Source organism: Nocardioides sp. LHD-245 (assembly GCF_030929495.1).
Taxonomy (GTDB): domain Bacteria; phylum Actinomycetota; class Actinomycetes; order Propionibacteriales; family Nocardioidaceae; genus Nocardioides.
On the sequence record NZ_JAVFWN010000011.1, the window covers coordinates 165,925 to 178,615 of the forward strand.

Here is a 12,691-nt window from a genome sequence, read left to right on the forward strand (position 1 = left end):
ACGAGCGTCGGTCGTCCACTCTTCGCGTTTTCACTCAACGAGCGTAGAGCCAAGGACGATGCTCGGTCAACACGTGTAGAGTGAACCTCGTGGTCGAGGAACGCCCGATGGCACGGGCCGAGCGGCGCCGCCGCACGGAGGAGGCGATCCTGGCCGCCGCGCGCCGCCAGTTCGGCGAGGCGGGATACGAGCGGACGAGCATCCGCGCGGTCGCCGCCGAGGCCGGCATCGATCCGGCCCTGGTGATGCAGCTGTTCGGCAACAAGGAGTCGCTCTACTCGGCGGCCGCGGCGCTCGGCGTGGAGCTCGACGTGCTGAAGGCAGCCACCGTGGACGAGCTGGCAGCCACCGCCGCGGCGCACCTGTTCGCCGTGTTCGAGGATCCCGGCGACCGGGCCGGCGCCGAGGCACTCCTCCGCAGCTGCCTCACCCACCCCGCGGCCGGTGCGGCACTGCGCGATCAGGTGATGGCGCCGACGCAGGCCGCCGTCGCGGAGACCATCGGGGGCGACGACGGCGACCTGCGCGCCGCGGTGCTGAACGCCTGCACGCTCGGCGTGACGATCGCCCGCTACCTTCTGCGCGACCCCGTGCTGGCAGCCGCCGATCGCGCCGCCCTGGAGGCGATCCTCCAACCGGCCCTCGACGCGGTCATCGATCCCGGCCGGGCCGCACCCTAGGATCCGGCGACACCCCGGAGCAGGTCGCGCAGCCGCTGGTCCACCAGCGCCCCGGGGAGGTCCCCCAGGCTGTCGCCGAGGGTGCCCAGGTCGCCGATCGCGGTGATCCGGTCGACCAGCGCCGTCGTGGCGCCGAGCGGGTCGGCGCCGAGCGGCACGTCCATCAGCAGCGGGCAGTCGACGGCGCCGCCGTCGGGCTCGGGCGGCAGCGCGGTGGTCCAGCAGCCGACCTCGAGTCGCAGCGGCGGAGTCGGCCCGCGGCCGTCGGCCAGCACGTCGACGTACCAGAACAGCTCACCGGCCGGGATCCGCAGATGACCCCGCCGCGCCTTCGCGCCCCGCGCCTTGAGCAGCTTGAGGACAGCGGCGCGCTCGGCGCTCACGGGACCCGCCTCATGCGTCGAGCGTCTCCATGTCGACCTCGTACGCCCCCTGGATGATGAACTCCTTGCGCGGCGCCACGTCGCTGCCCATCAGCAGCTCGAAGACCTCGGAGGCCACCTCGAGCTCGTCGACCGTCAGCCGGCGCAGGGTACGACGGCGCGGGTCCATCGTGGTCTCGGCCAGCTGGTCGGCGTCCATCTCGCCGAGACCCTTGTAGCGCTGGACCGGGTCCTTCCAGCGGACGTTCTTCTTCTTGAGCTCGGCGAGCTTGCGCTGCAGCTCGTCGTCGGAGTACGTGTAGACGTACTTGTCCTGGCCCTTCTTCGGGTTCGAGATCTCGATCCGGTGCAGCGGCGGAACCGCCGAGTAGACCCGCCCGGCCTTGACCAGGTCGGGCATGTACTTGAAGAAGAGCGTCGCGAGCAGGGTCCGGATGTGGGCGCCGTCGGAGTCGGCGTCGGCCATGAAGATGATCCGGCCGTAGCGCCGTGCGTCCAGCTCGAAGGTGCGACCGGACCCGGCGCCGACGACCTGGATGATCGAGGCGCACTCGGTGTTCTTGAGCATGTCGCCCACGGACGCCTTCTGGACGTTGAGGATCTTGCCGCGGATCGGCAGCAGCGCCTGGAACTCGGCGTTGCGGGCGAGCTTGGCGGTGCCGAGCGCCGAGTCGCCCTCGACGATGAACAGCTCGGTGCGCTCGTTGTCGCCCGAGCGGCAGTCGGCGAGCTTGGCCGGCAGCGTCGAGGACTCCAGGGCGCTCTTGCGGCGCTGGGTCTCCTTGTGCTGGCGCGCGGCGATCCGGGTCTTGGAGGCGGCGACGACCTTCTCCATGAGGAGCTTGGCCTGCGCCTTCTCCGCCCGCTTGGTCGAGGTGAGGAACTCCTTGAGCTCCTTGGCCACGACCTTGCGTACGACGGTCCGCGCGGCCGGCGTGCCGAGGATCTCCTTGGTCTGGCCCTCGAACTGCGGCTCGGCGAGCCGCACCGTGACGATGGCGGTCATCCCCTCGAGGACGTCGTCCTTGATGACGTCGTCGTCGTTGACCTTGAGCGCCTTCGAGGCGCGCATCGCGTCGTTGAACGTCTTGGTGAGGGCGCTCTCGAAGCCGGAGACGTGGGTGCCGCCCTTGGGCGTCGCGATCACGTTGACGAACGAGCGCAGCTCGGTGTCGTAGCCGCTGCCCCAGCGCAGCGCCACGTCGACGCTCAGCTCGCGCTCGACGTCCTGCGGGGTCATGTGGCCCTGGTCGTCGAGCAGGGGGACGGTCTCGGTGAAGACGTCGCTGCCCTGCAGGCGCAGCACGTCGGTGACCGGCTCGCCGGTGGCGAGGTAGTCGCAGAACTCGCCGATGCCACCGTCGTGACGGAACTTCTCCTCGGTCCACTCCGCCTTGTCCGCGGAGCGCCGGTCGCTGATGACCAGCTCGAGGCCGGGGACGATGAACGACGTCTGCCGGGCGCGCCCGACCAGGCCGTCGAGGACGAACTCGGCGTCCTTGGTGAAGATCTGGCGGTCCGGCCAGAACCGGACCCGGGTGCCCGACCTGCCCTTCGCGACACGACCGCCCTTGCGGGTCAGGCCCGACCGGGGGGTGAACCCCGCCTTCGGCCCCTCGCCGTCGAAGACGCCGGGGACGCCGCGCTGGAAGCTCAGCCCCTGGCTCGCCGGCGAGCGGTCGACGTCGATGTCCATCCGACTGGAGAGCGCGTTGACGACCGACAGGCCGACGCCGTGCAGACCACCCGTGGCGACGTACGAGCCGCCGCCGAACTTGCCGCCCGCGTGCAGCTTGGTCGCCACGACCTCGACACCCGGCAGCCCGGTCTTGGGCTCCTTGTCGGTCGGGATGCCGCGTCCGTCGTCGTAGACCTCGACGGAGTCGTCGGCGTGCAGGATCACCTCGACCCGGTGCGCATTGCCGCCGAGCGCCTCGTCGACGCCGTTGTCGATGATCTCCCACAGGCAGTGCATCAGCCCCCGGGTGTCGGTGGAGCCGATGTACATCCCGGGACGCTTCCGCACGGCTTCGAGGCCCTCGAGGACCAGGAGGTGGGCTGCGTTGTAGGTGTTGTCGGCGATGGCCGGCTCCTCACGGGTGGATCACGGGTACGTCCAAGCACCTGAATCTACCCGCGACACGCCGGGCAGCGATGCAGGGACACGGCTGCCGCGCGATGTCGAATGACCGACAGGACCATCGCCGGGTCCGGCGGATCACCCGATGCACCGGACCGGATGATCACAAGCTGGTTTCGAGCAGTGGAAAATCACCGAACGATCCTCCGGCGGGTGCTTGGATGGTCCTGAAGCACACGTCGACACAAGTGGAACGGAACACACGCGGGCGGGAATCTTTGCCCCGGCCGCTACGTTGATCCCGACGACACCCGATGAGGGTGTCATCGCATCGATCGAGAGAGGCCCGAGATGACAACTGCTGTTGCTCCCAGCGCCGCGTTGACCGCGGAGGACCGCTGCGACCGTTGTGGCGCCCAGGCCTACCTCCGCGTAGAGCTCGTCTCGGGCGGAGAGCTGCTCTTCTGTGCCCACCACGCCCGCGAGCACGGAGACGCCCTCAAGGACATCGCCGCGCGGTTCCAGGACGAGACCCACCGACTCACCGAGAAGCCGACGCCGGTCGCCGACTGACCTCCGACCGAAACCTCACTGACCTCCGACCAGCCGCGCCGGTCGACCGCCCAGGCCCCGAGCCCGCTCGGGGCCTGGGGCGTTTTTCGAGACTCCCCGCACCCCGGCGATCCAAGCCAGGCTAGCCTTACCTCATGAGACTCCGCCTCGCCCTCGCCACGGCTGCCAGCCTGGCCCTGGCCCTGTCCGCCTGCTCCTCCGACGTCGCGGACGACGACGGTGCCGAGCCCGCCTCCGGTGCCTCGGCGACCCCCGAGGGTCCGTGGACCTTCACCGACGGCTCCGGCGAGGTCGTCGAGCTCGCCGAGGTACCGACCCGGATCATCGCGCACGCCCCGGCCGCCGCGGCGCTCATCTCCTACGGCATCCGCCCGGTCGGGATCTACGGCGACGAGTCGGTCGACACCGACCCGAACCTCGACGGGGTCGACCTGACCGGCATCGAGATCCTCGGCGAGGAGTGGGGCTCGATCGACGTCGCGAAGGCCTCGACCCTCGACGCCGACCTGATCGTGGCCGACTGGTGGCCCGCCGAGAAGGCGCACTCCGGGCTCGAGAACAGCGTGAAGGCGAAGAGCAAGAAGCTCGCCGAGCTGGCGCCGGTCGTCGGCCCGTCGCAGGGCGGGTCGATCCTCAACCTGGCCGAGGGCTACGAGGACCTGGCCGAGAGCCTGGGCGCGGACGTCGAGAACTCCCAGGGCGCCGAGGACAAGGCGGCCTTCGAGAAGGCCCGCGACGCCTTCGCCGCCGCCATGGCGGACAAGGACCTGACCGCCCTGGCCGTCTCGCCGACGGCCGACCTGCTCTACGCCGCCAACCCGGAGTTCGCGCCCGAGCTGCTCGACTTCACCGAGTGGGGCCTCCAGGTCGTGACGCCGGACGCGCCCGACCCGGACTTCCCGTACTGGGAGAACCTGAGCTGGGAGAACGCCGACAAGTACCAGCCCGACGTCCTCCTCATCGACAGCCGCAGCTTCGAGGAGGCCAAGAAGACCGTCGCGGCGCAGCCGACCTGGACCTCGATCCGCGCCGCCGAGGCCGGCCAGCTCATCGAGTGGCCCGCCTTCTGGCTGCACACCTACGCCGACTACGCCGACGCGCTGACCAAGCTGACCGCCGACCTCGCCGACGTCGACGACACCATCGGCGACTGATCGCCGGGTGTCCGCAGCAACCGCCGCCGCCACCGCGGCACCCCGCCGGCGGCGGGCCTCCGGGCTCGCCGTCGGGTTGGTGCTGCTCGCGGGGCTCGTCCCGGTGCTGGCCTTCCTGAGCGTCACCCAGGGCTCGCGCGACATCGCGCTGCGCGACGTCCTCGACGCGTTCGGGCACTTCACCCAGTCCTCGTCGGTCGACGACACCGTGACGGTGCGGCTGCGGGTGCCGCGCACCATCCTCGGCCTGCTCGTCGGCGCCGCGCTGGGCCTGGCCGGCACCCTGCTCCAGGGCCTGACCCGCAACGCCCTCGCGGACCCGGGGATCATGGGGGTCAACGCAGGCGCCGCCTTCGCCGTCGTCGGCTCGATCACCCTGCTGGGGGTGAGCGGCCTCGCGTTCCACGTCGCGGCGGCCTTCGTCGGCGCGCTCGCCGCCACCGCCCTCGTGTACACCGTCGGCTCGCTCGGTCGCGACGGCGCGACGCCGGTCAAGATGGCCCTGGCCGGCGCCGCGATCACGGCCGGGCTGACCGCCGTGACCACCGGCCTGCTGCTCACCGACCTCGCCGCCCAGCAGCAGTACCGCTTCTGGCAGGTCGGCTCGCTGGCCGGCCGCTACGCCCCGATCGTCACCGGCGTGGCCCCGTTCCTGCTCGTGGGCCTGGTGCTGGCGCTGCTGTGCGGTCGCTGGCTCAACGCCCTGGCGCTCGGCGACGACGCCGCACGGGGCCTGGGTGTCTCGCTGACCCGCACCCGGGTGGCGACCTTCCTCGTCGTCGGCCTGCTCTGCGGCGCCGCGACCGCCGCCTGCGGCCCGATCGTCTTCGTCGGCCTGGTCGTGCCCCACGTCGCGCGCTTCCTGTGCGGCCCCGACTACCGCTGGCTCCTCCCCTACGCCCTGGTGCTCGGCGCCCTGCTGCTGCTCGGCGCCGACATCCTCGGCCGGGTGCTCGGCGGCACCGGCGAGCTCCAGGTCGGCGTGGTCCTCGGCATCCTCGGCGCCCCGTTCTTCGTGCTCCTCGTCCGCTACGCCCGGCTGGCGGAGCTATGAGCGTCCCCGTTCTCGCGGTGGACTCGGCTCCGGCGCCGACTCAGCCCGCCGCGGCCGCCCTGCGGCGTACCCGCCGCGCGCGCCGGATCCGCGCCGGTCTGGTCCCCGCGGTCCTGCTGGCCGTCGCGGCGCTGCTCGCCCTCCTCACCCTCTGCTTCGGCTCGGTCCGCCTCAGCCTCGACCAGGTGGTGGCCGCGATCCTCGGCGCCGGCGACAACGACGCCGTCGACTTCATCGTCCGGGAGCTGACCGGGCCACAGGTCAAGGCGGCGGTGTGCGTCGGCCTGGCGCTCGGCGCGGCCGGCACCATCTTCCAGCAGCTGCTGCGCAACCCGCTGGCCTCACCCGACTTCGTCGGCATCTCGGCGGGCGCGAGCGTCGCGGCGGTGGCGGGCATCGCCGTCCCCGCCTTCGCCGGCGCGAGCCTGCCCGTACTCGCCTTCGTCGGGGCGCTGGTGACGGCGGCGGCGATGTACCTGCTGGCCTGGCGCGACGGCATCACCGGCTACCGGTTCGTCCTCATCGGCATCGGCACCGCGGCCTTCTGCACGGGTGTCACCGGCTACCTGCTCACCCGCACGTCGCTCACCGAGGCCCGGGCGGCGCTGCACTGGCTGACCGGCTCGATCGGCCAGGCCGGCGACACGGAGAACGACGTGCTGCTGGTCGCGCTCCTCGTCCTGGTGCCTGTGCTGCCGCTGCTCCAACGGATGCTGCGCACCATCGAGCTGGGTGACGACACCGCGCGCGGGCTCGGTGTGCGGATCGAGCCGACCCGGCTGGTCCTCATCGGCGCCGGCGTCCTGCTCACCGCGCTCGCCACGGCGGTCGCGGGCCCGATCACCTTCGTCGCCCTCGTCGCCGGCCCGGTCGCCGACCGGCTGCTCGGCAGCGCCCGCGGCGGGATCGTCGCCGCCGGCGCGGTCGGCGCGATCCTGTGCCTGGTCGCGGACTACGTGGCCCAGTACCTGCTGCCCGTCGAGGTGCCGACGGGCGTCGTCACCGGCGCCGTCGGCGCGCCGTACCTGCTGTGGCTGATCGCCACCACCAACCGGAGAGGAATGGGCGGATGACCCTGACCGAGTCCCCCGCGTCCCCCCGCCTGGCCGCCCGCGGCCTGTCCCTGGGGTACGACGACCGGGTCGTCGTCGACGGCCTGGACCTCGACGTGCTGGACGGCCGGGTCACCGCGATCGTCGGCGCGAACGCGTGTGGCAAGTCGACCCTGCTGCGCGGCCTCGCCCGGCTGCTACGGCCCGCGTCGGGCGAGGTGCTGCTCGACGGCACGCCGATCCTCGACCGCGGCTCCCGCGAGGTCGCCCGGATCCTCGGCCTGCTCCCCCAGACGCCGGTGGCACCCGACGGCATCACCGTCGCCGACCTGGTCTCGCGCGGCCGACACCCCCACCAGGGGTGGTTCCGCCAGTGGAGCGCCGGTGACGAGGCGGCGGTCACCGACGCACTCGCCGCCGCCGATGTGGTCGAGCTCGTCGACCGGCCGCTGCACGCGCTCTCCGGCGGTCAGCGGCAGCGGGTCTGGATCGCGATGGCGCTGGCGCAGGAGACCGACCTGCTGCTGCTCGACGAGCCGACGACGTACCTCGACATCAGTCACCAGGTCGACCTGCTCCGGCTGCTGCGGACCCTGAACCGGGCCACCGGGCGCACCATCGTCACGGTGCTGCACGACCTCAACCTCGCGTGCCGCTACAGCGACCACCTCGTCGTGATGGCGGGCGGCCGGATCCTCGCCGAGGGGCCACCGGCCGAGGTGGTCACCGCGGACGTCGTCGAGGAGGCCTTCGGCCTGCCGTGCGTCGTCGTCCCGGACCCGGTGGCCGGCACGCCGATGATCGTGCCGGCCGGCGACTGAGCCGCTCGGGCCGCCGACCGAGTGCGATCATGCCGGGGTGACCCGGCGCGGCCTCCCCCTCGGGCTCGGCGTCCTGGTCGCCGGGCTGGTTCTCGGCTGCTCCGCACCCACCATGCCCGACCGCCCGGGCGGGGCGGCACCGGGGCCGTCGGCGTCCTCGGCCGCACCGACCACCCCGCCCTCGCAGGAGCCCCTCGTCGTCGCCGTGCACGCGACCCGGCCGGCACCGCGGCTGACCCTGACCGAGGCCCGGGCCGTCGCGGCGGGCGAGGTGGGCACCTGGCGGACGCTCGACGGGACCGACCGTCCGCTCCGGCTGGTCGCGAGCCTCGGTGAGGTGCGCCGGGACCGGGACGCGGTGGCCGTCCTCCCGGCGTCCCGGATCGACGCGAGCATCCGGGCGGCACGCGTCGACGGGGTCGATCCGCTGCGCCGCCCGGCGGACTACCCGCTGTCGGTGGACGGCCCCGCACCGCCCGCGGTGACGACGCTCACCGTGGTGGGCGACATCATGCTCGGCCGCCGGGTCGGCACCCGGGCCGCCGCCGCGGGTGACCCGGGCGCTCCCTTGCGCCCGCTGCAGGGGCGGCTGCGCTCGGCCGACCTCACCGTCGGGAACCTCGAGAGCGCCCTGTCCGCCGACGGTCCGCCCCAGCAGGGCGGGGACTCGTTCGCCGCCCCACCCGCCGTGGTCGACGGGCTCTCCGACGCCGGCTTCGACGCGCTCTCCCTGGCCAACAACCACACCGGCGACTACGGCGAGCAGGCGTTGCTGGACACCCTGGACCTCCTCGCCGACGGCCCGGTCAGGGCCTTCGGGGCAGGACGCGACCTGGCGGAGGCCGGGCGGGCCTACGTCGCCGAGCGCAACGGCGTGCGCTTCGGCTTCCTCGCCTTCAACGCGATCGGTGAGACACCGCGGGCGACCCGCAACCGTCCGGGCGCGCTCTCGGTCCGGATGCCGCCGCGCACCGGGCCGCTGGTGGAGCGCGACCTGACCCGGGTCGAGCGACGGGTCCGCCGGCTCGACGGCGAGGTCGACGTGGTGGTCGTGCTGCCGCACTGGGGCACGCAGTACACCCATGTCGCCGAGCCCGTGCAGGCCCAGGTCGCGCGTCGCTTGGTCGACGCGGGCGCCGACCTGGTGGCCGGTGGCCACCCGCACTGGGTGCAGGGGGTCGCGTGGTACGACGGCGCGCTGGTCGCGCACTCGCTGGGCAACTTCGTGTTCGACATGGACTTCATGACGCAGACCCAGCAGGGCGTCGTACTGGAGGCGGTGTTCTGGGGCGGCGACCTCAAGGGATTCCGGCTGGTGCCCTACGCGATGGACGGGTCCTTCGCGCCCCGGCCGGCGCGCGGAGCCGTGGCCGCCGACATCCTGGGCGACGTCTGGCGGCACAGCGCCGGCCCGTTCCTCAGTCCCTGAGCCAGGCCAGCACCAGCCGGCCGACCCGATCCAGCTGGTCGGCCTCGATGAGACCCGGCAGATCGCGGGCGTCGTGATAGCCGGCGTAGGGCGTGCTGCCGACCCGTAGGCCGGGCAGCCCGGCCCGCACGAACGACCAGTGGTCGCTGGAGCGCTGCCGGCTCTCGGCGGCGGTCGGCACCCCGGCCCGGCGCCCCGCCCGCACCAGCGCGGTCGGCGGCTCATCGGTGGCGCTGCCCACCGGCACCGCCTCTCCCACCCCGACCCGGTCCAGCGCCAGCATGCCGCGCACCGCCCGGCGCGCGGGCGCGGTGAGCCGGGTGACATGCTGCCGCGAGCCGTAGTGGTGGTCGTCGTCGCCCGGGCCGCGAGGCTCCTCCGCCCCGAACAGCACCAGGACGACCGGGAGCCGGGACCGCAGGTCGGTCCGGGCGAGCGTCAGCAGCACCCCGACCCCGGACGCGTTGTCCTCGGCGCCGGGCGAGACGGCCACCGTGTCGAGGTGCGCGCCCAGGACGAGGTGCGGGCGCGCCGGGTCGAAGCCGGGTGGCTCGGCGACGACGTTCTGGCTGCGGCCGGCGGCCACCGGCACTCCCCACGAGTCGCCGGCGGGGACGTCGAAGCGCTCGCGCCGGACGTCGTACCCGGCGGCGCTCAGCTCCCCGGCCGCCCAGTCGGCGGCCCGCCGGAAGGCCGGCCCCGTCGCGAGCCGTGGGCCGATCCGGCCGGCCAGGTGCGCCACCGCGGCGACGGCCACCGCGGCGTCGAAGGTGCGGGCCGGCGGAGGAGTCGACGGGTTTGGGGGCGTGGTGGTCGCCGGAGGCGCTGAGGCCGCCGCGGGCCTGCTCGCAGGCGGAGCGGTCACCGACGGCGAGTCGGTGGACCGGTCACTGCAACCCGCGAAAAGCGCAGCGAGGACGACCAGCGTCCCCGACACGCTCGCGCCCGACCAACCGCGCGGCAGCGTGGCGCACGCGCGAAGCGCGTCGTGCGACGCTCGCGGGCCGAGCGAAGCGAGCGTCCGGGCGGCGAGCACGACCTGCGACACGCTCGCGCCCGACGAACTCAGTCGAGGTAGTCGCGCAGGACCTGCGAGCGCGACGGGTGCCGCAGCTTCGACATCGTCTTGGACTCGATCTGGCGGATCCGCTCGCGGGTCACGCCGTAGACCTTGCCGATCTCGTCGAGGGTCTTGGGCTGGCCGTCGGTCAGGCCGAACCGCATGCTCACCACACCGGCCTCGCGCTCGGAGAGCGTGTCGAGGACGGCGTGCAGCTGCTCCTGCAGGAGGGTGAAGCTCACCGCGTCGGCCGGGACGATCGCCTCGGAGTCCTCGATCAGGTCGCCGAACTCGGAGTCGCCGTCCTCACCGAGCGGGGTGTGCAGCGAGATCGGCTCACGGCCGTACTTCTGGACCTCGACGACCTTCTCGGGGGTCATGTCGAGCTCCTTGGCGAGCTCCTCCGGGGTGGGCTCGCGGCCGAGGTCCTGCAGCATCTGGCGCTGGACGCGGGCGAGCTTGTTGATGACCTCGACCATGTGCACCGGGATCCGGATGGTGCGGGCCTGGTCGGCCATGGCGCGGGTGATCGCCTGCCGGATCCACCAGGTGGCGTACGTCGAGAACTTGTAGCCCTTGGTGTAGTCGAACTTCTCGACCGCGCGGATCAGTCCGAGGTTGCCCTCCTGGATCAGGTCCAGGAAGAGCATGCCGCGACCGGTGTAGCGCTTGGCGAGCGAGACGACGAGGCGCAGGTTGGCCTCGAGCAGGTGATTCTTGGCGCGGCGACCGTCCTCGGCGATCCACTCGAGCTCCTCGCTGACCTTGGGCGAGAGCTTGCCGCCCTTGGCGAGCTTCTCGTCCGAGAAGAGCCCGGCCTCGATCCGCTTGGCGAGCTCGACCTCCATCTCGGCGTTGAGGAGCGGCACCTTGCCGATCTGCTTGAGGTAGTCCTTGACCGGGTCGGCGGTGGCGCCGGCGACCATGACCTGCTGGGCAGGCTCGTCGGTCTCGTCGGCGGCCGACACGACGAAGGAGGACGTGGCGCTGGCCTCCTCCTCGTCCTCCTTGATGCTGGGGTCGGCGGCGACGTCCTTCTCGAACTGCTCGTCGGAGATGTCGGGCAGCACCTTCTTGCCGTCGGGGCCCACCGCGGGCGCCTCGGCCGCACCGGAGCCGGCCGGGGCCGCCTTCGGGGCAGCCTCCTTGGCCGCCGGGGCGGGGGCGGCCTTCTTCGCAGCGGCCGGCGGCTTCGGGGTCGCGGGCGGCCGGGGGGCCGGCGCCTTCTTGGCGGTCGTCGCGGTCGCCGACGCCGGCTTGCGCGCGGCCGCGGCCACGGCGCGCTGCTCGACCGGCGAGCCGAGCTCGACGGAGATGCCGAGGCCCGACAGGTGGGCCATCAGGGCCTTCAGCTGGGCCGGAGCGACCTCAGCGGCGGCGAATGCCTGGCGGAGCTCCTCCGCCGCGACGCGGCCCACCGGCGCGGCGCGCTCGACCAGGGCCGCGATCGACGGGTGACTGAGCAGGGCGGGCGGAACCGAACGATGGCTCGAAGACACGAACACCTCTCGATGCTGATGGATCTAGGGCGCGGCAAAGACCGGAGGTGTCAAGACCGCTCTCGTCATTCTGCCACGGCACCCCCAGCCGTTCGCGCATCGGGGCTCAGCGCCGCCTCAGCGTCGGCTCAGGGTCCGCTCAGCAACCGCGAGGTCAGCCGGCCTTCGCCGCGGCCTTGGCTGCCTTCTTGTAGTCGCGCACCTTCTGCAGCGACACCGGGTCCACCACGTCGGCCACCGACCGGTAGCCCTCCAGCGCGTAGTCGCCGGCCGCCTTCTCCCAGCCCGCCGGGCGTACGTCGAGCTGCTTGGCCACGAGCGCGACGAAGATCTTCGCCTTCTGCGCGCCGAAGCCCGGCAGCGCCTGGATCCGCTTGAGCAGGTCCTTGCCGTCGGCGGCCTCCATCCAGATCCGCTCGGTGTGCCCGTCGTACTGCTCGACGACGAGGCGCGCGAGCTCCTGCAGCCGCGCCGCCATCGACCCCGGGAACCGGTGGATCGCGGGCGTCGTCGAGCAGAGCGCGGCGAACTCCTCGGGGTCCGCGGCCGCGATCGCGGCCGGGTCGAAGCTGCCGAACCGGCCGATCACCTTCTGCGGGCCCAGGAAGGCGTGCTCCATCGGGTACTGCTGGTCGAGCATCATCCCGACGAGCAGCGCGAACGGGTTGGAGCTCAGCAGCTCGTCGGCCGCCGGGTCGTCGGTGATGTGGATCGCCATGGGGACATCCTGCCCCACACCACCGCGACCGTGGCAGCGCCTGCCGACAGGGCGGCGGCGAGCGCGAAGGGCAGGGCGGCTCCCCCACCGGCGAGCACTCCGGCGCCGGCGGTGCCGAGCGCGCTGCCGCTGTTGACGCCGACGTCGACCCAGGTCGACATCTCGGTACGTCGCCGCGCCGGGACCCG

13 protein-coding genes are annotated in these 12,691 nt (G+C 72.9%); 7 read left to right on the plus strand and 6 right to left on the minus strand.

Going from position 1 to position 12,691, the window contains the following annotated elements; all coding sequences use genetic code 11:
• Nucleotides 1-89: 89 nt before the first annotated feature.
• Nucleotides 90-680, plus strand: coding sequence for a TetR family transcriptional regulator (locus tag RB608_RS17070; RefSeq protein WP_308089244.1), 591 nt, complete (start codon nt 90-92; stop codon nt 678-680).
• Here RB608_RS17070 and RB608_RS17075 read toward each other — a convergent pair.
• Nucleotides 677-1,063 (minus strand): hypothetical protein, encoded by a 387-nt coding sequence (locus RB608_RS17075; RefSeq protein WP_308089245.1) that lies wholly within the window; start codon nt 1,061-1,063, stop codon nt 677-679. The two genes, RB608_RS17070 and RB608_RS17075, sit on opposite strands and share 4 nt — an antisense overlap.
• A 10-nt stretch (nt 1,064-1,073) precedes the next feature.
• Nucleotides 1,074-3,071 carry a DNA topoisomerase IV subunit B gene (locus RB608_RS17080; protein ID WP_308089246.1) on the minus strand — a complete coding sequence of 666 codons (1,998 nt, stop codon included), beginning with the start codon at nt 3,069-3,071 and terminating at the stop codon, nt 1,074-1,076.
• A 423-nt stretch (nt 3,072-3,494) separates the two neighbouring features.
• On the opposite strand from RB608_RS17080, the gene RB608_RS17085 reads away from it, so the two are divergent.
• From RB608_RS17085 to RB608_RS17110, 6 genes are all read left to right on the plus strand, one after another.
• Entirely contained in the window at nt 3,495-3,716 is a 222-nt protein-coding gene (locus tag RB608_RS17085; RefSeq protein WP_308089247.1) for a hypothetical protein, read from the plus strand.
• Nucleotides 3,717-3,850: 134 nt separating this feature from the next.
• On the plus strand, nt 3,851-4,870 hold the full coding sequence (locus RB608_RS17090; protein ID WP_308089248.1) for an ABC transporter substrate-binding protein: 1,020 nt from the start codon (nt 3,851-3,853) through the stop codon (nt 4,868-4,870).
• A gap of 7 nt (nt 4,871-4,877) precedes the next feature.
• Nucleotides 4,878-5,924: an iron ABC transporter permease gene (locus RB608_RS17095; protein WP_308089249.1), complete on the plus strand. Its 1,047-nt coding sequence runs from the start codon at nt 4,878-4,880 to the stop codon at nt 5,922-5,924.
• Nucleotides 5,921-6,997, plus strand: a complete 1,077-nt coding sequence (locus RB608_RS17100) for an iron chelate uptake ABC transporter family permease subunit (RefSeq protein ID WP_308089250.1) — start codon at nt 5,921-5,923, stop codon at nt 6,995-6,997. The genes RB608_RS17095 and RB608_RS17100 overlap by 4 nt, the downstream gene beginning before the upstream one ends.
• Entirely contained in the window at nt 6,994-7,797 is an 804-nt protein-coding gene (locus RB608_RS17105; protein WP_308089251.1) for an ABC transporter ATP-binding protein, read from the plus strand. Before RB608_RS17100 ends, RB608_RS17105 begins: the two co-directional genes overlap by 4 nt.
• Nucleotides 7,798-7,834: 37 nt before the next feature.
• A complete protein-coding gene (locus RB608_RS17110; protein WP_308089252.1) occupies nt 7,835-9,226 on the plus strand; it encodes a CapA family protein in 1,392 nt (463 codons plus the stop codon).
• On the opposite strand, the gene RB608_RS17115 is transcribed toward RB608_RS17110, so the two are convergent.
• The 4 genes from RB608_RS17115 to RB608_RS17130 all read right to left on the minus strand — a co-directional run bounded on the left by RB608_RS17115 (nt 9,216) and on the right by RB608_RS17130 (nt 12,664).
• Nucleotides 9,216-10,091 (minus strand): M28 family peptidase, encoded by an 876-nt coding sequence (locus tag RB608_RS17115; protein ID WP_308089253.1) that lies wholly within the window; start codon nt 10,089-10,091, stop codon nt 9,216-9,218. The two genes, RB608_RS17110 and RB608_RS17115, sit on opposite strands and share 11 nt — an antisense overlap.
• A 200-nt stretch (nt 10,092-10,291) precedes the next feature.
• Nucleotides 10,292-11,791 (minus strand): RNA polymerase sigma factor, encoded by a 1,500-nt coding sequence (locus RB608_RS17120; RefSeq protein WP_308089254.1) that lies wholly within the window; start codon nt 11,789-11,791, stop codon nt 10,292-10,294.
• A gap of 148 nt (nt 11,792-11,939) precedes the next feature.
• The gene (locus tag RB608_RS17125; RefSeq protein WP_308089255.1) at nt 11,940-12,503 is read right to left on the minus strand and encodes an HhH-GPD-type base excision DNA repair protein; all 564 of its coding nucleotides are present in this window, start codon (nt 12,501-12,503) and stop codon (nt 11,940-11,942) included.
• Nucleotides 12,458-12,664: a hypothetical protein gene (locus RB608_RS17130; protein ID WP_308089256.1), complete on the minus strand. Its 207-nt coding sequence runs from the start codon at nt 12,662-12,664 to the stop codon at nt 12,458-12,460. The genes RB608_RS17125 and RB608_RS17130 overlap by 46 nt, the downstream gene beginning before the upstream one ends.
• Nucleotides 12,665-12,691 lie beyond the last annotated feature (27 nt).

Coding starts and splice junctions, on each gene's coding strand:
- RB608_RS17085 (WP_308089247.1), top strand. CDS start 3,495: ATGACAACTGCTGTTGCTCCCAGCGCCGCGTTGACCGCGGAGGACCGC.
- RB608_RS17130 (WP_308089256.1), bottom strand. CDS start 12,664: ATGTCGACCTGGGTCGACGTCGGCGTCAACAGCGGCAGCGCGCTCGGC.
- RB608_RS17125 (WP_308089255.1), bottom strand. CDS start 12,503: ATGGCGATCCACATCACCGACGACCCGGCGGCCGACGAGCTGCTGAGC.
- RB608_RS17100 (WP_308089250.1), top strand. CDS start 5,921: ATGAGCGTCCCCGTTCTCGCGGTGGACTCGGCTCCGGCGCCGACTCAG.
- RB608_RS17090 (WP_308089248.1), top strand. CDS start 3,851: ATGAGACTCCGCCTCGCCCTCGCCACGGCTGCCAGCCTGGCCCTGGCC.
- RB608_RS17105 (WP_308089251.1), top strand. CDS start 6,994: ATGACCCTGACCGAGTCCCCCGCGTCCCCCCGCCTGGCCGCCCGCGGC.
- RB608_RS17080 (WP_308089246.1), bottom strand. CDS start 3,071: ATGTACATCGGCTCCACCGACACCCGGGGGCTGATGCACTGCCTGTGG.